General features: G+C 70.7%; 30 protein-coding genes. 17 read left to right on the top strand and 13 right to left on the bottom strand.

The annotated features are described in order from the left end of the window. Positions 1-8: 8 nt before the first annotated feature. Positions 9-314, bottom strand: a complete 306-nt coding sequence (locus NKG98_RS17680; RefSeq protein WP_254767448.1) for a hypothetical protein — start codon at positions 312-314, stop codon at positions 9-11. A 356-nt stretch (positions 315-670) separates the two neighbouring features. Here NKG98_RS17680 and NKG98_RS17675 point away from each other — a divergent pair, with 356 nt between their 5' ends. The 4 genes from NKG98_RS17675 to NKG98_RS17660 all read left to right on the top strand — a co-directional run bounded on the left by NKG98_RS17675 (position 671) and on the right by NKG98_RS17660 (position 3,187). Beyond that, positions 671-2,032: an adenylosuccinate synthase gene (locus tag NKG98_RS17675; RefSeq protein WP_254767447.1), complete on the top strand. Its 1,362-nt coding sequence runs from the start codon at positions 671-673 to the stop codon at positions 2,030-2,032. A 54-nt stretch (positions 2,033-2,086) separates the two neighbouring features. After that, a complete protein-coding gene (locus NKG98_RS17670; RefSeq protein WP_254767446.1) occupies positions 2,087-2,281 on the top strand; it encodes a methytransferase partner Trm112 in 195 nt (64 codons plus the stop codon). 9 nt (positions 2,282-2,290) lie between these two features. Next, positions 2,291-2,860: a DUF7524 family protein gene (locus NKG98_RS17665; protein ID WP_254767445.1), complete on the top strand. Its 570-nt coding sequence runs from the start codon at positions 2,291-2,293 to the stop codon at positions 2,858-2,860. Between the two features lie 84 nt (positions 2,861-2,944). Continuing rightward, positions 2,945-3,187: a hypothetical protein gene (locus tag NKG98_RS17660; protein WP_254767444.1), complete on the top strand. Its 243-nt coding sequence runs from the start codon at positions 2,945-2,947 to the stop codon at positions 3,185-3,187. A 66-nt stretch (positions 3,188-3,253) separates the two neighbouring features. Here the strand turns inward: NKG98_RS17660 and NKG98_RS17655 are convergent, their stop codons facing one another. Next, positions 3,254-4,393 carry a DR2241 family protein gene (locus tag NKG98_RS17655; protein ID WP_254767443.1) on the bottom strand — a complete coding sequence of 380 codons (1,140 nt, stop codon included), beginning with the start codon at positions 4,391-4,393 and terminating at the stop codon, positions 3,254-3,256. Between the two features lie 3 nt (positions 4,394-4,396). Then, on the bottom strand, positions 4,397-5,272 hold the full coding sequence (locus NKG98_RS17650) for a CbiX/SirB N-terminal domain-containing protein (protein WP_254767442.1): 876 nt from the start codon (positions 5,270-5,272) through the stop codon (positions 4,397-4,399). 151 nt (positions 5,273-5,423) lie between these two features. On the opposite strand from NKG98_RS17650, the gene NKG98_RS17645 reads away from it, so the two are divergent. The 4 genes from NKG98_RS17645 to NKG98_RS17630 all read left to right on the top strand — a co-directional run bounded on the left by NKG98_RS17645 (position 5,424) and on the right by NKG98_RS17630 (position 7,257). Next, complete coding sequence (locus NKG98_RS17645) at positions 5,424-5,759, top strand: hypothetical protein (RefSeq protein ID WP_254767441.1); 336 nt, start codon at positions 5,424-5,426, stop codon at positions 5,757-5,759. 1 nt (position 5,760) lies between these two features. Further along, positions 5,761-6,411, top strand: a complete 651-nt coding sequence (locus tag NKG98_RS17640; protein WP_254767440.1) for a PH domain-containing protein — start codon at positions 5,761-5,763, stop codon at positions 6,409-6,411. 78 nt (positions 6,412-6,489) lie between these two features. Next, positions 6,490-6,774 carry a hypothetical protein gene (locus tag NKG98_RS17635; protein ID WP_254767439.1) on the top strand — a complete coding sequence of 95 codons (285 nt, stop codon included), beginning with the start codon at positions 6,490-6,492 and terminating at the stop codon, positions 6,772-6,774. A 48-nt stretch (positions 6,775-6,822) separates the two neighbouring features. Then, a complete protein-coding gene (locus tag NKG98_RS17630; RefSeq protein ID WP_254767438.1) occupies positions 6,823-7,257 on the top strand; it encodes a universal stress protein in 435 nt (144 codons plus the stop codon). Positions 7,258-7,270: 13 nt separating this feature from the next. On the opposite strand, the gene NKG98_RS17625 is transcribed toward NKG98_RS17630, so the two are convergent. The 7 genes from NKG98_RS17625 to NKG98_RS17595 form a co-directional block, all read right to left on the bottom strand. Further along, positions 7,271-7,717, bottom strand: a complete 447-nt coding sequence (locus NKG98_RS17625) for a universal stress protein (protein ID WP_254767437.1) — start codon at positions 7,715-7,717, stop codon at positions 7,271-7,273. A 41-nt stretch (positions 7,718-7,758) separates the two neighbouring features. Next, entirely contained in the window at positions 7,759-8,208 is a 450-nt protein-coding gene (locus NKG98_RS17620; protein ID WP_254767436.1) for a universal stress protein, read from the bottom strand. 49 nt (positions 8,209-8,257) lie between these two features. Further along, positions 8,258-8,731: a type III secretion system chaperone family protein gene (locus tag NKG98_RS17615; RefSeq protein ID WP_254767435.1), complete on the bottom strand. Its 474-nt coding sequence runs from the start codon at positions 8,729-8,731 to the stop codon at positions 8,258-8,260. Between the two features lie 87 nt (positions 8,732-8,818). Next, complete coding sequence (locus NKG98_RS17610) at positions 8,819-9,676, bottom strand: hypothetical protein (RefSeq protein WP_254767434.1); 858 nt, start codon at positions 9,674-9,676, stop codon at positions 8,819-8,821. A 25-nt stretch (positions 9,677-9,701) separates the two neighbouring features. Further along, positions 9,702-10,361, bottom strand: coding sequence for a hypothetical protein (locus NKG98_RS17605; RefSeq protein ID WP_254767433.1), 660 nt, complete (start codon positions 10,359-10,361; stop codon positions 9,702-9,704). A gap of 39 nt (positions 10,362-10,400) precedes the next feature. After that, positions 10,401-10,868 carry a hypothetical protein gene (locus NKG98_RS17600; RefSeq protein ID WP_254767432.1) on the bottom strand — a complete coding sequence of 156 codons (468 nt, stop codon included), beginning with the start codon at positions 10,866-10,868 and terminating at the stop codon, positions 10,401-10,403. After that, positions 10,865-11,746, bottom strand: coding sequence for a hypothetical protein (locus NKG98_RS17595; protein WP_254767431.1), 882 nt, complete (start codon positions 11,744-11,746; stop codon positions 10,865-10,867). Before NKG98_RS17595 ends, NKG98_RS17600 begins: the two co-directional genes overlap by 4 nt. Before the next feature lie 234 nt (positions 11,747-11,980). Here NKG98_RS17595 and NKG98_RS17590 point away from each other — a divergent pair, with 234 nt between their 5' ends. The 3 genes from NKG98_RS17590 to NKG98_RS17580 all read left to right on the top strand — a co-directional run bounded on the left by NKG98_RS17590 (position 11,981) and on the right by NKG98_RS17580 (position 14,221). Continuing rightward, positions 11,981-12,361: a universal stress protein gene (locus NKG98_RS17590; protein ID WP_254767430.1), complete on the top strand. Its 381-nt coding sequence runs from the start codon at positions 11,981-11,983 to the stop codon at positions 12,359-12,361. An 85-nt stretch (positions 12,362-12,446) separates the two neighbouring features. Continuing rightward, positions 12,447-13,982, top strand: coding sequence for a uracil-xanthine permease family protein (locus NKG98_RS17585; RefSeq protein WP_254767429.1), 1,536 nt, complete (start codon positions 12,447-12,449; stop codon positions 13,980-13,982). 80 nt (positions 13,983-14,062) lie between these two features. Further along, a complete protein-coding gene (locus NKG98_RS17580) occupies positions 14,063-14,221 on the top strand; it encodes a hypothetical protein (RefSeq protein ID WP_254767428.1) in 159 nt (52 codons plus the stop codon). Between the two features lie 34 nt (positions 14,222-14,255). Here the strand turns inward: NKG98_RS17580 and NKG98_RS17575 are convergent, their stop codons facing one another. Next, positions 14,256-14,621, bottom strand: coding sequence for a hypothetical protein (locus NKG98_RS17575; protein WP_254767427.1), 366 nt, complete (start codon positions 14,619-14,621; stop codon positions 14,256-14,258). 180 nt (positions 14,622-14,801) lie between these two features. On the opposite strand from NKG98_RS17575, the gene tsaA reads away from it, so the two are divergent. The 4 genes from tsaA to NKG98_RS17555 all read left to right on the top strand — a co-directional run bounded on the left by tsaA (position 14,802) and on the right by NKG98_RS17555 (position 18,357). After that, entirely contained in the window at positions 14,802-15,290 is a 489-nt protein-coding gene (tsaA, locus tag NKG98_RS17570) for a tRNA (N6-threonylcarbamoyladenosine(37)-N6)-methyltransferase TrmO (protein WP_254767426.1), read from the top strand. Between the two features lie 347 nt (positions 15,291-15,637). Further along, positions 15,638-16,603, top strand: a complete 966-nt coding sequence (locus tag NKG98_RS17565; RefSeq protein ID WP_254767425.1) for an acetamidase/formamidase family protein — start codon at positions 15,638-15,640, stop codon at positions 16,601-16,603. A 256-nt stretch (positions 16,604-16,859) separates the two neighbouring features. After that, entirely contained in the window at positions 16,860-17,984 is a 1,125-nt protein-coding gene (locus NKG98_RS17560) for a bacterio-opsin activator domain-containing protein (RefSeq protein WP_254769495.1), read from the top strand. Between the two features lie 46 nt (positions 17,985-18,030). Continuing rightward, complete coding sequence (locus NKG98_RS17555; protein ID WP_254767424.1) at positions 18,031-18,357, top strand: HalOD1 output domain-containing protein; 327 nt, start codon at positions 18,031-18,033, stop codon at positions 18,355-18,357. Positions 18,358-18,405: 48 nt separating this feature from the next. On the opposite strand, the gene NKG98_RS17550 is transcribed toward NKG98_RS17555, so the two are convergent. Both NKG98_RS17550 and NKG98_RS17545 read right to left on the bottom strand, forming a co-directional pair. Further along, positions 18,406-19,809, bottom strand: coding sequence for an FAD-dependent oxidoreductase (locus NKG98_RS17550; protein WP_254767423.1), 1,404 nt, complete (start codon positions 19,807-19,809; stop codon positions 18,406-18,408). A gap of 123 nt (positions 19,810-19,932) precedes the next feature. Next, positions 19,933-21,327, bottom strand: a complete 1,395-nt coding sequence (locus NKG98_RS17545) for an FAD-binding oxidoreductase (protein WP_254767422.1) — start codon at positions 21,325-21,327, stop codon at positions 19,933-19,935. Between the two features lie 271 nt (positions 21,328-21,598). Here NKG98_RS17545 and NKG98_RS17540 point away from each other — a divergent pair, with 271 nt between their 5' ends. Together NKG98_RS17540 and NKG98_RS17535 are read left to right on the top strand one after the other, a co-directional pair. After that, complete coding sequence (locus NKG98_RS17540) at positions 21,599-22,645, top strand: DMT family transporter (protein WP_254767421.1); 1,047 nt, start codon at positions 21,599-21,601, stop codon at positions 22,643-22,645. A gap of 59 nt (positions 22,646-22,704) precedes the next feature. Then, positions 22,705-24,729 carry a cation:proton antiporter gene (locus tag NKG98_RS17535; RefSeq protein WP_254767420.1) on the top strand — a complete coding sequence of 675 codons (2,025 nt, stop codon included), beginning with the start codon at positions 22,705-22,707 and terminating at the stop codon, positions 24,727-24,729. Positions 24,730-24,758: the final 29 nt, after the last annotated feature.

Here is a 24,758-nt window from a genome sequence, read left to right as displayed (position 1 = left end):
GTCGTCGATCAGCCTTCGATTTCGGCGACGTCTTCGATCTTCATCCCCTCGAGCTTGTCGATGATCTCGTCGAGTTTGCCGTCGAGTTCGTCGACGAACTCCGCGGTGCGGTCGGTCTTGATCGCACCCTGGCTGGAGGGCTCGATGAGGTTCTCCTCCTCGAGAACGCGAAGCGAGTAGCGAACCTTGTGGTGGGGGTAGCCGGTCTCGTTGGACATCTTCACGATGCCGATGGGTTCGTTCTCGATGACCATCTTCAGCACTTGAAGATGTCGTTCCAGCATATCCACTTCCTTCTCAAGCCGGTCTATCATGGCATTTGTTAACTTGTCTTTGCACCCTTTAAAGATTACTCCTCGAGAGTGCAGTGAAACGGAGCTAATCCGGAGGTTTGTCGTGCCAGTAGTTAACGATTCTGGTTCTCGCGTGAAACGTCAGTCCGTCGGAGACGAACCCGGTTCGGACCGTCTCGCGACGCCCCGGAACCAGCGTTCGCCGGCGGCCGCGGGCGCCACCGGCGCGAGCCACGCCGGCGACGACCGCCGCTCGTCTGCAGTGTCGGTCGGCGGCGGACGACAGTCCCGCGGGAGTGACCATCAATGTGGGGGACGGAACCGGGGCCGCCCAGACCGTAACCGGTTTATCAACCCGGGAAGAACCCGCCGCTGTTATGACCGTCACCATCGTCGGGTCCCAACTCGGCGACGAAGGCAAGGGGCGCGTCGTCGACCTCTACGGCGACGCCGCCGATGTCGTCGTCCGCTATCAGGGCGGCGACAACGCCGGCCACACCGTCGTCCACGACGGCGAGACGTACAAGCTATCGCTCGTGCCGTCGGGGGCCGTCCGGGGCAAGGTCGGCGTACTCGGCAACGGCTGTGTCGTCAATCCCGAGACGCTGTTCGACGAGCTAGACGTCCTCCGCGAGCGCGGCCTCGACCCCGACGTCCGGGTCGCCGAGCGCGCGCACGTCATCCTCCCGTACCACCGCGTCCTCGACGGGATCGAGGAAGACGAGAAGGAGGACCTCGCCGCCGGCACCACCAAGCGCGGCATCGGCCCGACCTACGAGGACAAGGTCGGCCGGCGCGGCGTCCGCGTCGGCGACCTGCTCGACCCCGAGGCGCTGCGCGAGCGCCTCGAGTACGTCGTCCCCCAGAAGAAGGCCCTCGCGGAGGACGTCTTCGGGATCGAGACCGACGAGGCGTTCGACGTCGACCACCTCTTCGAGACCTGCCGCGAGTACGGCGAGCGCCTCGCCGACGAGAACATGACCGTCGACGCCGGCACCTACCTCCAGCGGCGCGTCGACGAGGGCGACGCCGTCATGCTCGAAGGCGCCCAGGGGACCTCCCTCGACATCGACCACGGCGTCTACCCGTACGTCACCTCCTCGAACCCGACCGCCGGCGGCGCGTCCGTCGGCTCCGGGCTGGGCCCCGGCGTGATCGGCGGCGGCGAGATCGTCGGCATCGTCAAGGCCTACCTCTCGCGGGTCGGCACCGGCCCGCTCCCGACCGAACTCGGCGGCGTCGAGGGCCAGACTCCCGACTACGACCCCGCCGACGCCGACGACGAGGAAGAGGAACTCGCGACGTACATCCGCGACGAGGGCGGGGAGTACGGCACCGTCACCGGTCGACCCCGCCGCGTCGGGTGGCTCGACGTGCCGATGCTGCGCCACGCCGCCCGCGCGAGCAGTTTCACGGGGCTCGCCGTCAACCACGTCGACGTGCTCGCCGGCCTCGACGAGGTGAAGGTCGGCCACAGCTACGAGTTCGACGGCGAAGAGATCCTGACGCCGCCGCCGACCACCGAGAAGTGGGGCCGCTGCGAGGCGACCTTCGAGACGTTCGACGGCTGGCCCGACGTCGACTGGACCGAAGTCGCCGACGAGGGGTACGAGGCGATCCCCGAGAACGCCCGCGCGTACCTCGAGTACCTCGCCGACGAACTGGACGTTCCGATCTACTGCGTCGGGGTCGGCCCCGGCCGCGAGCAGACGGTCGTCCTCGAAGACCCGTTCGAGTGACGCGGTCGGTACCGTTCCCGAAACCTTTTGCCAGATGCGGACAGCCCCAGTAGTATGAAGGAGTCGCTGCTCGAGATTCTCTGCTGTCCGCTGGACAAACACGACCTCGAACTCGAAGACCCCGAGTACGGCGACGAGGAGGTCGTCGGCGGGGTGCTCGTCTGCACCGAGTGCGGCGAGCGCTACCCCGTCGAGGACGGCATCCCGAACCTGCTCCCGCCGGACATGCGCGAGGAGACCCCGGCGTAAGGTGGTAGCGTGCCGGGAGCGTCGGTCACCGTCCACGTCAACCGCGGCGAGAGCGGGACGCTGCAAGCGGCGACCACGGCGCTCGAAACGCGCGGCTCGTTCGACCTCCTCCTGCGGGGCCACGACGGGCCGGCACACGTCCACTGCAAGCTCGCGGGCGACCTCGCGACGGTCGCCCGAATCGCCCAGCCGAACTACTACGTCGAACCGGGCGAGCAGACGGTCGTCCCCGTCGACGTCGACGACGTCGCCGGCCCGGTCGAGGGCACCCTCGAAGTGTCGACCGGCTACGGGGCGACCGTCGTCTCGATCGACGTCACCGTCGAGTCGGGTCCGCGGGTCGACGTCGACGAGACGCTCGCGGACCCGCCCGAACCCGAGCCGGAAGACGGGGCCGGAGGCCGGCTACCCGTCGCCGCCGGCGTCAAACCGGGGACGGTCGCCGTCCTCGTGCTGGCGCTGCTCGCCGTCGGCGTCGCGGCCCTGACCGCGGCGGTCGTCGGCGGAGCCGCCGCGTTCGTCGGCTTCCTGATCGTCGTCGTCGGGGTCGCCGTCGCCGTCGCGCTCCTGCTGGGCTGACGGCCCGACCGCTCGCCGCCGAGCGGTGGTTTCGCTCCGCCCCGTTCCGGAACCGTTACTTTCGCCGCATATACTCACGGGCACATGGACGGCGAGACGGTTCTGGACGGGAGCGTGATCGTCGGGACCCTCCCGTACGCGGCCTGGATGGCTCTCACCGGGCGTCCGCTGAGCACGGTCGGACTCCTCCTGTTCAGTCTCACGGCCGCATTGCGCATCGCTTCGCCGGGGGTTCGAGCGTGGACGGACGAACACCGGTGGGCGTTTCTTGCGATGGTGATTCCGATGTTGGTCCTCGCCACGCTGGGAGCGATGCCCCCGACCTGATCGACCCCGTCCGCCGACACACTGCGGCCGCCTCGCGACCCCGGGGGGCGACCGGTTCCGGGCAGGTCAGTCCGTCTCGACCGGCTCCTCGACGCCACAGAGGTTCCCGTCCTCGTCGACGCGCTTCGCCCGGAGGTACCGCGCCCGGTAGCGGTTCGCGCCGTCGTTGACGTCCGCCTCGCGGATTTCGTCGACCCGGCCCTCGGCGACGGCGTCGACGAGGGCCTCCAGTTGGTTCTTCTCGCTGCGGGTCAGTTCGAACTCCCAGGTGTGGGTCTCCTCGTGTTCGAGGACGGCCCACTTGCGCGCGGCGGCGATCACGAGCGAGCACGGCTCGCGACAGGGGAAGGCGCCGTCGCCGCCGTCGACCGGGAGGTCGTCGCCCTCCTCGTACTCCCACTCGCGCCGGCGGAGACACTGCGAGTCGACACAGCAGGCCTCTGCCATCCAGTCGACGGCCTCCCGCGGGAGGTCGTCGACGACGTCGTAGATGCCGGTCTGGCGCTCGGCGGTCTCGATCCAGTGGTCGACGTCGAGGTCGCCGCGGCGCTCGCGGTGCCAGTTCGCGACCGTCGCGGGATAGAACCGCTCGACGGTCGCGACGAGGTCGTTCCCGGAGAGACCGGCGAACGCCCACCCGGAGACCAGCGTCGGCGCGGTCTTCAGGGGCCGGTACCGCCCCCGCTCGTCGTCGGTGGCGATCTCGCGGGCCTCGCGGGGTTCCTCGTGGCGGTCGAGGTCGTCGAGCGGCGTCCCGGCGTCGTCGACGTGCCGGAGGTCGTAGACGCGCTCGCCCGCGGGGGCGTCGCCGTCCGCGAGTCGCGCCGTCACGTGCAACTGGCCCCACGTCCGCTCGATCCCGTCGCGGAGGGCCGCGTGTCGCTCGGGGACGGGGAGCGCGTCGCCCTCGTCGCCGCCCGCGGCCGCGTCCTCGGTCGGCGCGCGCTCGCACCACCGGAGGAAGGCGCGACGGGCGGTGCCCTCGCCGCCGACGCGGTCCCAGAAGCACCAGTTGGCGACGAACGCCGGCACGTCGGCGAGCGCCGCGCGCGCCTCGTCCTCCGAGAGGCCGGTCCGGTCGAGCGTCGGCGTTTCGAGGGCGTAGCCGTCCGCCGCCCGGGCGAGACGGAGGCCGTCGAAGTCGACGTCACCCTCCTCGTCGACGGCCGCGAGCAGGGCGTCGACGGCGTCCTCGCTGCCCGACACGGGTCAGTCCCCCGCCGCGGACGCGCCGTCCGTTCGGTCTCTCGTCCGGTCGAGCGCGGCGCCGACGTCGGCGCCCGCGTCGGCCGCGCGTTCGAGGACGACGTCGGCCAGCAGCGACTCGGTGCCGACGGCGCCGGCGTACCAGATGCGATGGCCGTCGACCTCGGCGGGGACCTCCCACCCCGTCCGGTAGTCGTCGGTCAGGCCCATGTCCTCGGGGATGTCCTCCTGGGTGTGGTAGCCGTCGGCGATAAAGAGCGGGACGACGACGACGTCCTCGCTCTCGAAGTAGTCGGTGACGTCGTCGACCTCCGGCTCCTCGTCCATGAACAGCGCGCGCACCTCGTCGAAGCGGTCCATCTCGCGGACGCGCCCGGCGTGGTACTCGATCGCCTTCGCGCTGTTCTCGTTGCGCCCGGTGCCGTGGCCGACGACCGCGAGGCCGACCCCCTCGCCGACGTCGGGGTCGCCGGTGACGCTCTCGGCCCGGCGGACGATCACGTCGGTCATCGCGTCGTGGGTGCCGACCGGCCCGCAGTAGTGGATCGTCTTCTCGACGTCGCCGGCTTCGAGGGTCGCCTGCGAGGCCTCCGTGCCGTCGGAGTCCCAGAGGTCGGGGTCCCAGTCGTCGAGGCGGAGTTCCCGCGGGATCACCTCCTCGGTGAAGTAACCCTCGCTGATAAACAGCGGGACGACGAACACCTCCTCGGACTCGAGGGTGCGGATCACCTCGCGGAAGTGGGGTTCTTCCTTCCAGAACGCCTCGCGGACCTCGTCGAACGTCCCCGTCTCGCGGATGGCGTCCGCGTGCGCGTGGGTGGGGGCCGACGCGTCCGGGTTCAGGTGCGACCCGTGTGCCGCGATGACCAGCGCTTGCATGACCGTCGCTTGGGACGGGCGCGGTTTATCGACTTCGCTGTCGGCGTGGGTCGCCGTCTCTCGCGCTCGGCCGGGTCGACGGCCGCGGCGCGTCGTCGAACGGGCGTCCGACGGGAAAGGCTTTTGTTCATATATGACAAGGACTGTTCGAATGAGCGATATCGGGAAACGGGCGTTCTTCGCCGCGACGGGACCGGGCGCGGTCGCCGGACTCGGAGCCGAGGAGGCGACCTTTCGGGGGCGAGTCGTCGGTCACGGGGGCGACCCGACCGCGAACCGGCAGGCGACGGCCGCCGTCGAAGACGGTGCCGCCGTCGGATACACCGAGGAGTTCCGGGTCGACGAACCGCTTGAGATCACGGCACGGCTGGGCGACGCGAACGACGACGGCGCCCGCGAGGCGCTCGGCGATCCGTTCGCCCCGACCGCAGGCGGGGTCGTCCCGTCGGCGGCCGGCATCGCCTACCAGCCGGTTCGGGGGGCCTGAGATGGCGCGCGGAAAGCCCGGACTCTGGAGCGCGGTCCTCGGCCTGCCGTTCGTTGCCGCGGGCGCGTGGCTGTACTACGGCCAGTCGCAGTACCCGCCGACCGTCGGCGTCCCGTTCGCGTTGTTCGGCGCGTTCGTCGTGGCGATCGGTGCGTACGTCCACACGATCGGGACCCCCGAGGAACTCCGCCTGCAGGAAGGCGAGCGGATGATCGCCCGCCGGCACCCGACCCAGCGGGTCGCCCTGGTCAAGGTCGCGAGCGGGCTGCCGCTGCTCGCGGCGACGGGCTACCTGCTGGTTTTCGCGCGGGCCCCGCCCCTCTATTCGGCCGCGACACTCCTCGTCGGCCTCTACCTGTACTCGGTCGGGCTGTACACCTACTGGACGAACACGCTGACGAACTACTACGTCACCAACAAGCGGGTCGTCAAGGAGTTCCGGTTCCGCTCGCTGGTCCGCCGGGAGGTCCCGCTCCAGAAGGTTCGCGGCGTACAGGAGCGAAAGTCGCTCGTCGAGGCGCTCGTCGGCCTCGGAAACGTCCGCGTCTCCGGCGGCGACGGCAGTTTCGTCATGCAGAACGTGGGCCGGTCCGGGAAGTTCGCCGACACGATCCGAAAGCTGCTGGCCTCGGGGTTCGAAGGCCGGACCTAGCGGCCCTGAGACCCCGAGATCGCTCACCCGGAGCCTGCAGGTACAACCGTTTCCCACGCCGCCCCGCTAGGCCGCGGCATGGATCGACCCGACGAGGAACCGACCGAGAAGCCGACCAACACGGCCAGAGAGGCCGAGGAGGAGACCGCCTGGCTGGCGCAAAACTGGGTCGGGATCGCGGTCGTCTCGATACTGGGACTCGTCGTACTCGTCGTCGGGATGATGCAGTGGAGCGGCCTCGTCGACGTGTTCGCGCCGGTCGCGGACACCGAAGGCGGCCAGTGGGCCGCGTTCGCCGCCCTCGCGCTCGTCGTCCTCGCGCTCGGCGTCTGGGGCTGGCGCAGCGTCGCCGCCTCCCAGTAACCGGACTCAGGACCGGGGGTTTACTATCCAGTCGGCTAACCTTCGGCTATGGGCAAACACGTCCTCGTCCCGATGGATCGCTCCGACCCCGCGCGAGCGGCCCTCGAGTTCGCCTGCGAGACGTACCCCGACGCGACGCTCACCGTCGTCTACGTCGTCGATCCGGCGGAGATGGGTACCCACACGACGGCGACCGACGTGGACGCCGACGAGTTCGAGGCCCACATCGAACGGGGCCGACAGGCCGCCGAGACGGTGTTCGAGGAGGCGCGCTCGATCGCCGCCGACCACGACCGCGAGATAGGGGCCGAGGCGCTGGCGGGCAACGTCGCGCGAGCGATCGTCGAGCGCGTCCGGGGCGGCGACGTGGACCACGTCGTGATCGGCAGCCACGGCCGCGACGGGGTACGTCGGCTACTGCTCGGGAGCGTCGCCGAGCGGGTCGCCCGCCGGTCGACGGTCCCCGTCACGATCGTCAGGTGAGCGTCGCCGCGGTTCAGTCGGCGTGGCGGACGATGTAGACGTCGTAGCTCGGGTCGTGTACGACCGGGGCGCCGACGCTCGACAGCGGCGCGGTTACCCCGCCCGCGTTCTCCGTCCCGACGAAGACGACCGCGGCGTCGACCGCGGCGGCGACCCGGCGGATCTCCCTGACGACGTTCGTCGTCGCCGTCGCCGTCGGCTCGTCCGAATCGACGATCTCGCTGCGAAACGCCGCCTCGGGGGCGATGTCGTGGACCTGCGACTCCATCGCGGCCGCGACCCGCTCCGGGTCGAACGACACGTCCTCGGGGATCCAGCCGCGCTCGACCGCGTAGTCGCGGTCGTCGGGGACGACCGTCAGCGCGAGTACGTCGTCGTCGGTCAGGTCGGCGAACTCCGCGGCGCGTTCGAGCGCGGCCCGCGAGAGGGCCGTGCCGTCGAACGGGGCGAGTAACGTCATGCCCCACTGTGTGCGGACGGCGGAGGTAAAAGTTCGGCCCGCTACGGGTCGGGCGCCCGCTCGACCGGGTCCCCGACCACCAGCACCGGTACCGGCGACAGCCGCACGAGCGCGTCGGCCGTACTCCCCAGCAGCGCCCGCCTGAACGACGACCGCCCGCTCGATCCGACCACGATCGTCGAGACGTCGTGGGCCTCGGCGTACGCGATGATCTCCTCGTGCGGGACGCCCCGCTCGACCGTCGTCTCGACGGACACGCCGGCGGCCGCGGCCGCGTCCTCGAGGGCAGCCAGCGCCTCGCGTGCCCGCTCGCGGAGGGCGGCCTCCGCCTCCTCGGGGTCGACGATGGCGTTGTCGTAGGCCGTCCGGGTCTCGACGACCGAGATGCCGTGCAGCGACGCCCCGAGTCGGTCCGCGAGGTCGATCGCGTAGCCGGCCGCCTCCCCGGCGGTGTCGCTGCCGTCGGTCGCGACGAGGATGGAGTCCATCATACGTCACGTAGGGCCCCCGACGTAAATTTCCGTTCCGGCCGTCGGGCAGTCACGGGCCGTCGTCGACCGTCCCCATCGAGACGATCACCGACCGAACGTACCGCATTCCCTTCCCGACCGCCATCACCCCGTTCATCAGCGTCTGCTGGCTCGCCCCGTCAGGGTAGACGCGGTACTCGAGCTGGATCGTCTCCGCGTGGCGCAACTCGCAGGGCGCGCCCTCCTCGTCGAGGAACGTGTAGAATCCCGGCGTCGCCGCCAGCATCGGCCCGACCGCGCGGAGCAACTCGCCGCGGCGCTCGTCGTCGCACAGCAGTTCCTTCGCCCGGTCCGAGTCGAACCCCGTCCGGCCGACGATCCGGACCGGCCCCCACGGCTCCTCCTTGACGACGTGGATCGGCAGCCGCGAGAGTTCGACCTGAAAGTTGAATTCCGCGTCCGCCTCGTCGTGGTGGGTCACGCCGCGGACGGCGGTCTCGTCGAGCCACCGCCGGACCTGTTCGGCGCTCACGTGTCTCGTCATGGGCGGGAGACGGCACGTCCGGGGATAAGGCTTCAGCGGTGACCCGCCTGCAGTACTTCCCCGCCGCGTCGGGACCCACGTGCCGTTTCACTCCTCGTCCGACCGGTGTCGCTTCGGCATCGTCGAGAAGCGCCTGACCGCGCGCATGTCCGCCCGCTTCGAGGGCGACGGCGCGACCGTCGAGTGCATGGTGGCGACGCCCGAGGACTGCCCCGACGAGTCGCCCAGCCCGCCGAGGAGGCCCTCGCCCTCCTCGGCCGTCTCGGCTTCCGCTTTCGCCGTCGGCGCTTCGTCCGCCGCCTCGGCTCCGGCCTCCACCCCGTCAGCAGATCCGTCGTCCGCGGTCGCTCCCTCCCCCTCGTCCGAGCGCATCCCCTCCAGACGCTCCCGGACGGCCGCGACCTCGTCGCCGAACCCGCCGAGGGCGTCGTCCATCGCCGACTGGAGCGTCGATTCGAGGTCGCCGCCCTCGGCGTCGCGTTCGTCCGCCGCGCGTTCGGCCTCGGCCTCGTCGCCCTCCGCGTCGGCCTCCCCCTCGTCGGGCGCCGACGGCCCGGCCCGCTCGCCGAGCGTCTCCCGGAGTTCCGACAGGCGCTGCCCGACCGCCTCGTCGTCGCGCCACTCGCCGGCCAGTTTCGAGAGGATCAGCAGCGACCGCAGGTCGGCGACCTTCCCGGGGTCGCCCGCGGCGATGGCCTCCGGGAGCGAGGACGGCTCGCTCCCGTCGGGCAGTTCCGAGAGTCCGACCGCCGCGAGTACGTCGGCCGGCTCGCTCTCCTCGACGACTTCCCGGGCGGCCGCCGCGAAGTCGCGCAGGGCGTCCTCGTCCGCGTCGTCCAGTTCGTCGCGGAGCCCCTCCGGGTCCGCCTCCGGCGGGAGGTCCGCGACGGTCGCCGCCGCGTCGTCCAGAATCTCGCTCGCGCGCTCGTCCGGTGGGTCGCTCATGTCGTGTAGGCACCTCGTGGGGGTCTCACTGCTCGCCGCCGTCCGCGACGGTCTCGACGATCCGGTCGGTCATCTCCTCGCGGCTCAGGTTCGCCCGCACGTCGAGGTCCTTCGCGATCGACTGGAGGTCGGTGTAGGACAGCATCGACAGGAAGTCCCGGAGCGTCTCCGTCCGCAACTCCTCTAGGTCCTCCACCGAGGGGCCGTCCTCGGTCTCGGCCATCTCCGCGGCTTCCGCCGGGGCCTCGTCGGCCGCCTCGGCTCCGGGTTCCGCGGCTTCCTCGGCCTCGGCCTCCGGCACCTCGTCCGCTTCCGGTTCCGGAACGAGACCGTCGATGCCGGCCGCCTCGGCGGTCTCGTCGACGAGCGAGCGAACGTCCCCGGGGCCCTCGCCCCCGAACACGGCTCGAAGCCCCTCGCGGACCGCCTCGACGAGGTGGTCGAGCAGGTCCCGGAGGCTCTCGCCCTCTTCGAGGCCGCGTTCGAGGGCCTCGTGGACGCTCGCGCCGACGGACGCGCCGATCTCGCGGCCGAGGCGCTCGCCGAGTCGCCCGAAGACGGACTCGCCGACGGTCGCGCCGTCGAACTGGTCTTGCAGGCTCTCGCCGTCGACGAGCCTCCCGACGTCGACCTGCTCGGTCACCTCCTCGACGACGACCTCCCGAAGTCCGGACTCGTCGCTCACGGCGTCTCACCCCCCGCGGGCCGCGCCGCCGGAACGGGGTCAGGAGTCACCGTCGTCCTCCCCCTCTTCGCGCTCTCCGTCCTCGGCCGCTTCGGCTTCCGCTTCCTCGTCGCTCGCTTCCGCTTCCGCGTCGTCCCCTTCTTCTTCCTCGCCTTCCGCTTGCTCGCCTTCTTCTTCCTCGGTCTCGCTCTCTTCGGCTTCTTCCTCGGCCTCTTCTTCCTCGCCCTCTTCCTCGTCCGCTTCTTCCTCGTCCTCGCGCCCGAGTATCTCCTCGATCACCGTCTCGCCGATCGTCCGCCCGAGGATCTCGCCGACCCGCCGGCCGATGATCGCGCCGATCAACCCGCCGAGGGCCGTCCCCGTCGGCTCGTCGCCGTCGAGTTCGCCCTCCCATCGGGTCCCCTCGAGCAGGTCCTCGAAGTCGACGTTCTCGGCGATGCGTTCGTAGTCGATGCGCTGGACGAGCGACTCCGACCCCGACTGGGCGCTCTCGCTCTCCCCGCTCATGCTTCGGCCTCCGCGCCGGACGGCGCTTCCGCCTCCTCCGGCGCTTCTTCCTCGGCCGTTCGCGACTCCGCGGCCTCGATCAACTGCTGGATCGCCGTCCGAACGATCGTCGCGATCACGTCTTCGAGCGGAAGCCGCCCGACGAGGCCCGCTAGCCGCCGGCGGAACCAGCCCGCGACGGCCCCCGGCAGGCCGCGGAGCCAGCCGCCGAGCCGCGAGAGGAGGCCGGGGTCGCCGTCTCCCTCGTCGCCCGCTTCGCCTTCCTCGCCGTCTTCGCCACCGACGCCCGGCAGGATGCCGAGGACGCGGTTCACCGCCCCGCCGAGCTTGTTCGTCAGCGCGCTCAGCGGCGACCCGACGCCGTCGAGAAGGCCCGTCACCGCCGACAGCAGGTTGCCGAGCAGGTTGTTCCCGCCCGGGCGGGCCGACACGTCGAGGGTCACCTCGTTGAGGTTGACCTCCAGTCCGAGCAGGTCGAGGAACAGGCCGTCGAGGTCGAGGTGGAGGACGCCCGAGGCCTCGTCGCTCTCGTAGACGTCCTCGGCGTCGCCGCCGTGTGCGCCCTCGTCGCCTTCTTCGGCCGCTTCGGCTTCGCCCTCGCCGGCTTCTTCTCCCTCCTCGGCCTCTTCGGCCTCCTCACCTTCCTCTGACTCGGCCTCTTTGCCTTCCTCACCTTCCTCTGACTCGGCCTCCTCGGCCTCTTCGGCCTCCTCGGCTTCGTCCTCCGGCTGCTCTTCCTCGGTCTCCGCTTCCGACTCCGCGTCGTCCTCGCCTTCCGCGCCCGCGGACTCGGCTTCCGCTTGCGTTTCCTCGGACCCCTCGCCCTCGTCGGCGGCCGCCTCGTCGCCCGTCACGTCGGTTACGCCCCCGTCCGTCACAACCCTCGCCCGCCGGCCGCGACCGGCACCCTCGTCGGCGCCGGCTGCGACCGGTGTGCGAGCCGGACGCTCCTCGCGCCCGTCGCCTGTCGTGTCCGTGGTCATTATCCGGAAAGAGAGACGTGAGACAGGCGTGTGGTGGTTGGCCTTGCATGTGCTATAGCGGGCCACGAGCGCGGCGAGGGCCACCGTCGGGCCGGTGACGCTTTGGTCCGGGCGTTCGTAGCCGTCGGCGTGCACTACCTCGTCGGCACCGACTCGGTCCACGCGACGGCGGCGGTCTGTGACTACCTCGCGGAGCGGGCGACGGCGGCCGACGCCGTGACGGTCGTCGGCCTCGCCCCCCCGGACGACCCCGGGCCGCGGCGGGACGCCGAGGACGCACTGAACGTCGCGAGGGGTCGCCTCGGGGGCGTCGGCGACCTCGCGACCGACGTTCGGACGGGCGATCCGGCCGCCGCGGTACTCGAAGCGGCCGCGGAGCGCGACCCCGACGAGGTCGTCGTCCCGGGCCCCGGCGGACCGGACGAAGCGGGCGCCGACGGCGCGCTCGCGGCCGCGGTCGTCGCCGAGGCCGACCGGCCGGTCGTCGTCGCGCCGGCTCCCGACCGCTGAGCGTCCCGTCGCCCGGCGACCGGGCGTCCCCGGGACGGATCGACGGCTCTTTCAACCCCCTCACCAGCTATCCGACGACGAGCGAATGACGGGGGAGGACCCAGCGGACGTAAGGTCCGCAGACGACGCGCTCGAGTACGGAATCGACGAACGACCGCCGTTGGGGGAATCGACGGTGCTCGGCATCCAGCACTACCTGACGATGGTCGGGGCGAACATCGCGGTGCCGCTGATTCTCGCCGACGTGATGGGAATGCCGGGCGAGGTGCGGGCGCAGTTCATCGGCACGTTCTTCGTGGTCTCCGGCATCGCGACGCTCGCACAGACCACGTTCGGCAACCGGTATCCGATCGTCCAGGGGGCGCCGTTCTCGATGCTCGCGCCGGCGATCGCGATCATCCTCGCGGTCACCGCGGGAGGGGCGGGCGGCGGGGACTGGCAGACGGCGCTGTTGCAGTTACAGGGGGCGATCATCGCCGCCGCGACGGTGCAGGTCGTGCTCGGCTACTTCGGCCTCGTGGGCAAACTCCGGCGGTTCCTCTCGCCGGTGGTCATCGCGCCGACGATCGCGCTGATCGGGCTGTCGCTGTTCGGCGTCGACCAGATCACCGTGCCGTCGGAAACCAGCTGGGGTCTGCTCGCGTTCACGCTCGGGCTGATCCTCCTGTTCTCGCAGTACCTCGACGTCAAGCACAAGGCGTTCCGGCTCTACCCGGTGATCCTCGCGATCGTCATCGCCTGGATCGTGGCCGCGGTGCTGTCCGTCCAGGGCGTCTACGGGGCCGACCACCCGGGCTACGTCCCCCTCGGGGAGATCGCCGACGCCTCGTTCCTGCTGCCGATCTACCCGTTCCAGTGGGGCGTCCCCGAGTTCACGACCGCGTTCGTCGTCGGTATGGTCGCGGGCGTGCTCGCCTCGATCGTCGAGAGCATCGGTGACTACTACGCCGTCGCGAACCTCACCGGCTCCGCGGCGCCGAGCGAGAAGCGCATCAACCACGGCATCGGGATGGAGGGGCTGATGAACGTCTTCGCGGGCATCATGGGTACCGGCGGGTCGACGTCGTACTCCGAGAACATCGGCGCCATCGGGCTGACCGGCGTCGCCTCCCGGTACGTCGTCAAGATCGGCGCGGTCGTGATGATCGTCGCCGGCTTCGTCGGCTACTTCGGCCAACTCATCGCCACGCTGCCCAACCCGATCGTCGGCGGGCTCTTCATCGCCATGTTCGCCCAGATCGTGGCCGTCGGGCTGCGCACGCTCCGGCACGTCGACCTCGACTCCTCGCGCAACGTCTTCATCGTCGGCTTCGCGCTGTTCGTCGGCCTCGCGATTCCGGCGTACATGGGCAACTACGGGACCGTCGGCGAGTTCCGGGCGGCCATGGAGGGCGTCGCGCTGCTCGGCCCGGTCCTGAGCGAACAGGTGTTCGCGGACACGATCTACGTCATCGGCTCGACCGGGATGGCCGTCGGCGGCCTCGCCGCGCTCGTCCTCGACAACACGATCCCCGGCACCCGCGAGGAGCGCGGTCTCGCCGAGTGGGACCGCATCACCGAGGACGACGCGGAGTTCAGGACGTTCTGGGATCGGTGGATCGGCGCCGAGCCCAGCGACTGACGCCGCGCGTTTCACGTTCCGGCTACGTGCGTTGCACGTTCCGGCTACACGCTTTTGATCGCGGGAATTACGTCCTACGTATGGCGACTCGGTCGCGGATCGAGTGTCCCATCTGCCACGACGAGGTGAGCCCCGGCCGGCGCCTCGAAGACCACCTCGTCGACGACCACACGAAGCGCAAGCTAGCGAAGTTCGTCGCCGCCGAGGTCGAGGCGTTCGAGGAGGAGGACGTCTCCTGAGACTCGCCAGCGACGGCGAGCGGCGGTCGGACGGTCACAGCAACGGGACGAGCGCCTCGGGGAGCGGCTCGCGGACCGCCAGCAGGACGACGTTGTTCGTCGCGAACAGGGCGTACAGCGACGCCGCGACGGCGACGAACTGCCCGTCGAGGGGCTCTCGCAGGAGGCCTCCGACCGCGACGACGACCGCGGCGTAGGAGGCAGCCGCGAGCACGACGCCCGGCAGTCCGAGCGCCTCGTGGAGCAGGACGGTGACGGGGTTCAACTCGTGGGCGTACGGGACGACGAACAGGAAGACCGTCGCGATCAGGTCGGCGAGCCACGCGAGTCCGAATGCGGCCCGCAGCCGCGAGGTTCCCGGTCCGTTCGGCGTCGCCCGGGGGAAGGAAGCGAGCGCCATCGTGAACGGGTGCGGTAGAAAGCTCGCGGCGGTAACGGTTGTGCCAACCATTTTGGGGACGGCCACGGGACGAAGACGGTCAGCTCTCGCGGAATCCGGCGGTCGCGGGCGCGGCACCTCGCCGCGACGACGCCGGCGGCGAGGGGTAGAGCTTTGTCGTTTCGCGACCGATCCGCGGGTGTGAGCGACGAGATAGCGTACGAGCCGATCGGCGTGATCCGGACCCCCTTCGACGACCCGGAGGGGATGCCGATCCAGCCGGCCGGCGACGAGGCGGCGGTCGGAACGGTCGAACTCGAAGAACGGTACGCCGCGGGGTTACAGGACCTCGACGGCTTCTCCCACTGCATCCTGTTGTACCACTTCCACGCGTCCGACGACGACGTCTCGTTGCGGGTCGAACCGTTCCTCGACGACGACGAGCGGGGACTGTTCGCGACGCGGGCGCCCCAGCGGCCGAACTCCATCGGCCTCTCGGTCGTCGCGGTCGACGGCGTCGACGGGCCGACGCTGACCGTCAGCGGCGTGGACGTCGTCGACGGGACCCCGCTGCTGGACGTCAAGCCGTTCGTCCCCGGCTTCGACGTGCCGGACGACGCCGAGGCGGGCTGGATCGCGGCGTCCGAGGAGTCGGTCCGGACGAAGCGGGCCGACGACCGCTTTCTCTGACGGTGCCGGCGCGGCCCTCGGCCGGCCGCCGCTTTAACCGCCTGAATTATTGACCGCCACGACTACGTTCGTTCCGGCCCACGTTCGACTCGGCAGAGGGGATATCTTCGTTCCTGGGCGTGAGATGTCCCGAGGGTGGCCTCCCCCTCTGCCGGTCTCTCCACGGCCGACGTGCGGGTGGTCACGTCGGCGGTGTCTCTCGGTTTTCGTTTCGACTTCGTCCGAACGCCCCGGTCGAAGAGCGACGGCACCGCCGACCGCTCCGGCCGTCCGGGCGGCCGCCGGCTGATCCCCACCGGCGCCACCGGCGGGTGTTTTATCCCCCGCGGCGGCGTCTGCTCCCCCGAATGTCGAACGAGGACTACGCGGTCGACCACCGGGTGAACGCAACCGACGACGCCGTCCACAGCGCGTGGGACAACGGTCTCGAACCGGTGCTGACGGTCGAACCGGGCGACGTCGTCCAGTTCGAGTGTCGGGACGCCACGGACGGCCAACTCGACCCGGACTCGACGGCCGCGGACGTGGCCGCCCTCGACGTCGACCCGGTCCACCCGCTGACCGGGCCGGTCGCGGTCGACGGCGCCCGCCCCGGCGACGTCCTCCGCGTCGACCTGCTCGATCTCGAACACGAGGGCTGGGGCTACACGCTGGTCCTCCCCGGGGAACTGGGACTGGGCCTCCTGCCCGAGGCGTTCCCGGAGCCCGAACTGTACGTCTGGGACCTCGACGGCGACGTGGGCCGCTTCGCGAACGGGATCGAGGTGGCGCTGGCCCCGTTCCCCGGCACCATCGGCGTCGCGCCCGCGGCGGACGGCGCCCACGACACGAACCCGCCGCGGTCGGTGGGCGGCAACCTCGACGTCAAACACCTGAGGGCGGGGTCGACGCTGTACCTGCCCGTCGCGGTCGAGGACGCCCTGTTCAGCGTCGGCGACTGCCACGCCGCCCAGGGGGACGGCGAGGTCTGCGTCTCGGGGGTCGAGGCCCCGATGACGGTCACGTGCCGGTTCGACCTGCAGTCGGGGAAGTCGATCGAACAGCCCCGGTTCGAGACGACGGGGCCGTTCACCCCGACCGGGCGGGACGAACCGACCTACGGGACGACGGGAATCGCCGCCGACCCGCTGGAGGCCACCCGGGCGGCGATCCGGCACATGATCGACCACCTCCACGAGGACCGCGGCCTCTCGCGGAGCGAGGCGTACGTCCTGTGCTCGGCGGCCGTCGACCTGAAGATCAGTCAGGCGGTCAACGTCCCGAACTGGACCGTCGCCGCGTACCTGCCCGAGAGCATCTTCCCGGAGACGTAGGCGTCTCGTCGTACCCGGCGGGGCCGTCGTGGGCGCGCGAACCCGGGCCGTTCGATCCGGCTCCCGCGGCGGGGCCCGGGACCGGTGACACTCGTCCTCCGGGGACGGTGTCGGTTTGATGCCGGTGTAACAGCTTTATTCGCCGGCACCGTACCGGTGCCATGGACGCGAGCGGATTCTCCGTGCCGTCGCTCGCCCGTCCCGGAGCGACCCGCCGACGGCTCCGCCGGACGGTGAGTCGATGACCGATTCCTCGATGGGCGAACTCCGCGGCGACGATTCGGCCGAGTGCCGGGCGGAAGGGGGCCGGCAGACGCCGCCCGAGGACCTCGCCCGGCGCGTGTTCGACGTGAACCCCGTCAGTACGGTCGTGGTCGACTCGACGGGCGCGTTCGTCTACGCCAACGAGCGCGCCGCGGAGACGCTCGACCTCACCGAGGAGGAGATCACCGGCCGGACGTACGACCAGCCCGACTGGAACATCTACTACGACGACGGGACGCCCGTGCCGGTCGCGGAGAACCCCGTCACGCAGGTCTTCGACACGGGCGACCCCGTCTACGGCTTCGAACACTGGATCGAACTGCCCGACGGGACCGAGCGGTGGCTGTCGAGCAACTCGGCGCCCGTGCTGGACGACGGCGACGTGGAGTACGTCGTCGTCTCGTTCGAGGACGTGACGGGGCTGAAGCGCCGCGAGGAGCGACTGACCAGCGACCACGTCCGCCGCCTCGAGTTCCGCACGGACCGGTCGGCGGTGCCCCCGTCGCTGCGGGTCACCGACGGCGAGACGCGGATCGAAGTCGACTCCGTCGTCTCGATGCCGGACGGGAGCACCGTCCAGTACATGGGGACGTCGGACCTCCCCGCGAGCGACTTCGTCACCGCCGTCGAGGAGGTGCCCCACTACCTCGACGCGCGGTTGCTGCGTTCGGTCGAGGGCCACAACCGCATCGAGGCCCACGCGGAGTCGACGACGGTCTCGCGTGTCTTCCCCTCGCTGGGCGGGCGCGCCCGCGCCATCATCATCACGCCGGAGGAGGTGCGGTTCCTCGGCGACCTCCCGGGTGACGTAGAGCCCCGGCTGGCCGCCGACGGCATCCGGGAGTTTCACCCCGAGGTCGAACTGGTCTCCGAGGAACTCGTCTACTCGCCGCACCTGCTGTACGACGTCGTCTCCGACGCGCTCACCGACCACCAGATCGCCGCCCTCGACTCGGCGTACTTCGGCGGCTACTTCGAGACGCCCCGGACCAGCACCGGCGACGAACTCGCGGACCGGTTCGGCGTCACCCGCCAGACGTTCAACCAGCACCTCCGCAAGGCCCAGCGGACCGTCTTCAAGCACCTCTTCGAGAAGTCCGGCGCGGACGCACGCTGACCAGTCAGCGTCCACCCTTACCACCGCGCCCGCCGTAGCGTGATCAATGACCGACAGTACGACCCACTCCGACGCCGCCCCTTCGGGTTCCAGCGCCGACGGTGGTGTGAGATACGACCCCGCCACGGAGACGTTCCACACCCGGTTCGACGCGAACTCCAGCACGCCGGTGGTCGCGATCGTCGAGGCCGTAGCGACCGCCACGAAGCGCGACGCCATCTCCATGTCGCCGCTGTACGCGACCGTCGACCCCGACGCGCTCACCAACCTCGTGACGTCGGCCCGCGACCCGCCCGCCGAGGTGACGTTCACCTACGAGGGCTGTCGGGTGACGGTCTCCAGTTGCGGGACCGTCGTCGCCGACCCGACCTGAGAGTGAGCCAGCGCGGGGCGACGGCCGCCGGCCGCCGGCCGTCGCTGCTTACCTGACGCGCGTCGACGCGAACCGCCGGCGGAGCGCGATCTCCCGAGTCGGGCGGGCCGGAGCGAACACGCGCCAGGCGATCCGGGGGCGCAGCAGCGAGCTGGCGGGACGTTCCATCAGCAGGACCCGGAAGAAAGCGTCCGCCAGCACGCCGTCGGCGTGTGCCGTGCGGAGCAGCCGGGAGAAGTACCGGTTCGCGAGGTCGGTTCCGCGCGGCTTCGGCCCGACCGTCCGCGGGAACCGGTGGTCGCCGCCGACGGCCATGTTCCACGCCGCGTCGACCGTCTCCGCGGCCCGCTCGAAGAAGCGACGCGCGAGCGCGTCGCGTCCGCCCGCCGCCAGCGCGTGGTGGAGTTCCAGCGCCTCGAACGCGGCGACCGACATTCCCTGACCGTAGATCGGATTGAAGCTGGCGATCGCGTCGCCGACGACGACCAGCCCCTCGGGGAACCGTTCGAGGTCCTCGTAGCGATACCGTCTGCTGGCCGGGAATCGGTAGCCGGTGATCTCCTCGGTGGCTCGCGGCTGCTCGTCGAGGAGGTGGGACAGTTCCGGCGTTGGCAGCCCCGCGGCGAACTCCCGGAACCCCGCCGGATCCCGCGGCGGGTGGTCGCCGTGCAGCCCGAACAGCGTCACCATCCACCGATCGCCCTCGACGGGGAGCGCCGCGCCGCCACGAGTGTGCGGCGGGAACGCCGTCACGAGGAACGCGCGGCGGTCGTCGGCGGGCCGCTCGACGAGCGTCGTGCCGTACGCGAGGTCGATGGACACCTCGTCGACGGCGGGCGACGGGTAGCCGCGTTTTTCGAGCCGGGCCGGCGTTCGACTCGCCCGGCCGGTGGCGTCGACGACCAGATCGGCCGCGAGGTCCTCGGTCCCGCCCTCCTCGTCGGTGACCGCCGCGCCCTCGACGGTCGTCCCCGCGTCGTCGACGCGGTAGGTCCTGAACCGACAGCCCTGTCGCAGGTGAACGCCGTCGAGGGCGGCGACGCGACGGCGAACCAGCCGCTCGTAGAGCGGCCGGGTCGCACAGTACAGCGGGATCCGTCGCGGCCCCTCGGCGAGGAAGTCCCCTTCGGAGTAGAAGCCGACGTCGCGGGCGTTGTCGATCACCAGCCCGCCGGCCGCGAGCAGTTCCTCGCCGTAGCCCGGGAACAGGTCCTCCAGCGTGGCGCGCCCGCCCTCCAGCAGGACGTGGATGTGCTCGGCCTGCGGAACGCCGCGCCGGGCGATCGGTTCGTCGGGCAGCGGATCCCGGTCGACGACCGTGACCTCGTCGAACGCGTCGGCGAGGACGCGGGCCGCGAGCAGGCCGGCCATACTCGCCCCGATCACGACCGCGCGCTCGCCTCCCTCCACCTCCCGGTCGCCGTCGTACCGCGGAACGGTTGCTAAGGTCATGTGGCACCCCCCTCCGCAGACTCCACGTCGAAGTACGTCAATGGATGCCACACCGTCCGGCGCGACGCCGGGGAACGACCGGGGTCGGCGGCGCGTCGAACCCGGTCGGAACGGCGTACCGGCTCAGGCCGTCGGTTCGACGTTCTGGTTCACCCGGAACAGGTTCGTCGGGTCGTACCTGGTCTTGAGTTCGACCAGCCGCTCGTGGTTCTCGCCGTAGGCGACGTCCTCCTCGCCCTCGCGCTCGCTGACGAAGTTCACGTAGACGCCGCCGGTCGCGTACCGGGCCATCTCGTCGTAGAACTCCCGGGACCAGGCGACACACCGGTCGTCCATCTCGGGGTCCTCCCAGCGCGTGTGGACGTTCATCACGTACGCCGCGTCGCGGTGGGGGTACGCCGTCGCGTCCGCCGGCACGCGCGCCATCGCGCCGCCGACCTGCCCGAAGAAAATTTCGGACAGCGGCGACGGCAGCCTCGCGGCGAACTCGACCGCGGTGTCGATGGCGTCGTCGGAGAGTTCGCGGAAGTTGTGGGACTTCCAGTAGTTTCGCGCGCCCTCGGTGAGCAGCGGGTCGAACGCCTGCTGGAACCCCGCGTACGGATTCGGGCCGACGGCGTCGGCGATGGGGTCGCCGAACTCCCGGATCGGGGCCAGCACGTCTTCGCCCTCCGCCACGTCGCCGGCGTAGAACGCGACCACGATGACGACGCCGACGCCGTGAACGTCCTCGGGCAGGAACGGGAGCGGCGGGGCCTTCCGGAGGATGACCCAGACCGACGCCTCGTCGGGCGCGTCCTCGTTGAAGTCCCGGACGTGCCTGAGCACGTCCGGCGCGTCCTCTCCGGGGTGGACGATCGGTCCGGCGAGGACCTCGGGGCCGACCTCGTGGAGGTCGAACTCGAAGGAGGTGACGACGCCGAAGTTGCCGCCCCCGCCGCGGACCCCCCAGAAGAGGTCCGACCGTTCCGCCTCGCTCGCGCGCCGCAGTTCGCCGTCCGCGGTGACGACGTCGACCGAGCGCAGGTTGTCCACGGTCATCCCGTACTTGCGGGTGAGCCAGCCGAACCCGCCGCCCAGCGTGAGCCCCGCGACGCCGGTCGTCGAGTTGATGCCGAACGGGGTCGCGAGTCCGAACGCCTGCGTCTCGTGGTCGACGTCGGCGAGCGTCGCGCCCGGTTCGACCCGGGCCCGCTTGCGCTCCGGGTCGACCCGGACCGACCGCATCGGCGAGAGGTCGAGCATCAGGCCGTCGTCACAGACCGCGTTCCCGGCGATGTTGTGCCCGCCGCCGCGCACCGCGAGCAGCAGGTCGTGCTCGCGGGCGACGTCCACCGCGGCGATCACGTCCGAGACGCCCCGCGCCCGGACGACGAGCGCCGGCGACCGGTCGATCATCCCGTTCCAGACCGACCGCGCCTCGTCGTAGCCCGGTTCGCCGGGCCGTATCAGTTCGCCGTGAAGCCGCGCCTCCAGGTCTCGTCCGGCGTCGTCCGCCGTTGTGGTAGTCACTGACATTAGTTCCCTAGTCAGCGTAGGTCGCCTACCGGGATATAGATATCATAATCAATAATTAAGATAGGTCCGCGTCCGGAACACCGCCGGCGTCGACGACCCACACGCCCCCACCTGCGGCCGTCGACGAATCCCGACTCCACCGCCGAGACCCAACACGTCGTGAGACGCGTATCGAGCGGTGACACGCCGGTCGCTCGCCGCTCGCCGTCTCACTTCTCGTCACCGCTCTCGTGCGCGAATTATAGGGGCCGTCCCGTCCCACGTAGAGACGATGGTGGCGAATCGAGTACGACGCGCGAGGGCGGGGCGGCGGGTCGCGGCGGCCCGCGTCCGCGGCCAGCGGCACCGCGGCGGCATCCTGTTCGTCGCCGTGGCCCTCGTGATGGGGACCGGCTACGTCGCGATCCGGATCGGCACCGAAACCGTCCCGCCGACCGTCCTCGCGGCGGTTCGCTTCGACGCGTCCGCGGCGATACTGCTGGCGTACGCGTTCGCCTCCGGCCGGTGGCGCCCGCGGACGACGGCCGACGCGGTCGCGATCCTCGTCCTCGGGGAACTCGTCCTCGCGGGAACCGTCGGCCTCCTCTTCGTCGGCCAGCAGTACACCACGCCGGCGGTCGCCGCCGTCGTGATGGGCCTCGGTCCGGTCGTCACCGTCCCGATCGCGTACCTGCTCGTCCCCGGCGAACGGCTCTCCCGGACGGACCTCGTCGGCGTCGTCCTCGGGTTCGTCGGCGTCGCCATCGTCGCCAGCCCCTCCCCGACGGCGGTCGCCGCGGGGGAGACGGTGGGAATCGCGCTCGTACTCTGTGCGGCGATCAGTTCGAGTCTCGGGGCCGTCCTGCTCGGCCGCCTCGAGACGACCCTGCCCCTGACGTCGCTGACCGGGTGGGGCGCGCTGGTCGGCGGCGTCACGCTGCACCTCGTCGGCGTCGGAACCGGCGGGTCGATCGGAACGGCCGAGTGGACGCCGGCGGCGATCGCGGCCACCGTCTACCTGGCGACGGTCGTCGGTATCGGCGGCTACGCCGCCTTCCTCGTCCTCCTCGCGGCGGTCGGCCCCACCCGGACGAGTCTCACCTCGTTCGCGAGCCCGCTCGTCGCGATCGTCGCGGGCTGGCTGGTGCTCGGCGAGGGCGTCACGGCGGTCACGCTGGCGGGGTTCCTCGTGGTCGTCGGGGGGTTCGTCGCGCTGAACTGGTCGACGCTCGGCCGCGCTCTCGCGGCGGCGGATTCGAGGGCGGCCCGCGGGCTCCGCAGGCGTCGGCCGTTCGTGTCGTCTCGGCGTACAGTCCGTCGAACGACGGACGAACGATAGGTGACGCGAGCACGTAGACGTCGCGGGACGAGGATTCACCGTTGACGCCAGTCGATCCGATGCCAGTCGAGGACCCCGTGTCGATCTTCGCGGTGGCGATGGTCGTCTTTCTCGTCGCCCCGCTGCTCCTGGAGCGCCATCGGTTGCCCGGCATCGTCGGCATCGTCCTCGTCGGCGCCGCGATCGGGCCGAACGCGGCCGGAATCCTCGATCGAAGCCCCGCGATCGTCCTCCTCGGGGACGTCGGGCTGATCTACCTGATGTTCCTCGCCGGGGTCGAGATCGACCTGCACAGGTTCTTCGACAACATCGACCAGAGCGTCGTCTTCGGCGTTCTCACGTTCCTCGTGCCGCAGGCGATCGGGACCGCCTTCGGGGGGTGGGTACTCGGGTTCTCGGCCTCGACGGCGCTGTTGTTCGCCGCGATCTTCGCCTCGCACACGCTGGTCGCCTATCCCGTCGCCCACCGGCTCGGAATCGTCGGAAACGACGCCGTCACGGCGACCGTAGGCGGGACCGTCCTGACGAATGTGCTGGCGCTGCTCGTGCTCGTCGTCGTCGTCGCGTCGACGGAGGCGGCCCTCGACTGGCTGTTCTGGGCGCGACTCGGCGCCGGACTCGTCCTCCTGTTCGTCGGCGTCTGGTACGTCGTCCCGTGGTTCGGCCGGCGGTTCTTCCGCAGCCTCGCCGAGGAGAGTTACTTCGAGTACCTGTTCGTCATGGCTGCACTCTTCGTCTCGGCGGGGTTCGCGGCGGTCGTCGGGGCGGAACCGATCATCGGCGCGCTCGTGGCCGGGCTGGCGCTCAACCGTCTCATCCCCGATCGAGGGCCGCTGATGAACCGGATCCAGTTCGTCGGCGACGCGCTGTTCGTCCCGTTCTTCCTCCTCTCGATCGGCCTGCTCGTCGACCCGGCCGCGCTCGTCGGTAGCCGCGAGTCGCTCGTGCTCGCCGGCTCGCTCGTCGGACTCACCGTCGCGACGAAGTTCGCGGCGGCCTGGACGACGGGGCGGCTGTACGCGTACGGCCGCGAACAGGTGCTCAGCGTGTTCGGGCTCTCTATCGGACAGGCCGAAGCGCTGTCGATCGTTCTCATCGCGTTCGAGGCGGGCGTCCCCGGGTTCGACGTGGACATGATCAACGGCGCGGTGGCGATGATCCTCGTCGTGAGCCTCGTCAGTCCGATCGTCGTCGAGAAGTACGGGCGGGCGCTCGCCATCGCCGAGCGTCGGCAGCGCCCGTCGACCGGCGCCCGACAGCGGATCCTCGTTCCGTTCACGCCGATTCCGGAGCACCACGAGACGCTGTTGCAGTACCACGAGTCGCTGCTCGACCTGGCGTTTCTCCTCCGCGAGGAGGACTCCGACGAGCCATTGCACACGTTGACGGTCGTCCCGCCGGGACCGGAGACCGAGCGGGAGATCGCCGCCGCCCGGTCGGCGATCGCGCACACCGAGGAGTACGCCGCCGGCGCTGAAGTGCCGGTGTCGTTTCACACGCGCGTCGACCACAACGTCGCCTCCGGCATCGTCCGCGCGGCGATAGAAACCCAGGCTACGACCATCCTCCTCGACCGAGACGGAATCCGCCTCCCCAGACAGCCGCTGTTCAGCCACGCGACGAGGCAGGTTCTCCGGTGGAGCGACCGACTCGTCCTCGTCTCCCGCATCAGAGAGCCCCTCAACACCGTGTCCCGGATCGCCGTCGTGCTCCCGCCGCAGGTGGCGCACGACCCGGGCGTTCACGAGGTCGTGCGAACGGTCGACCGGATCGCGGCGGGCACCGGGGCGCCGGTTCGGGGCATCGCCGTCGGGGACGCCGCGGAGCGCTACCGGCAGATGTTTTCGGCCCTCGAATCCGTCGCCGACGTCTCGGTCGAACGCGTCGACGACTGGGACCGCCTGTTCGCGGTCCTCGCCGAACGGGCGTCGGTCGACGACCTGGTAGTATGCGCGAGCGCCCGGCCGAACACCGTCGGGTGGCAGCCGGAACTCCGAACGCTGGACGACCGCCTCCCGACGATCGTCGAGGGGGACTTCGTCGTCGTGTACCCGGCGAGCGGCGACCTCGTCGAAGGACGCTGAGGAATCGAATCGAGCCGTCGCGAGACGCG

The sequence above is a fragment of the Salinilacihabitans rarus genome (assembly GCF_024296665.1).
GTDB lineage: Archaea > Halobacteriota > Halobacteria > Halobacteriales > Natrialbaceae > Salinilacihabitans > Salinilacihabitans rarus.
The sequence above is the reverse complement of the archived record's forward strand: the minus strand, read 5'-3'. Positions and strand labels throughout refer to the sequence as shown.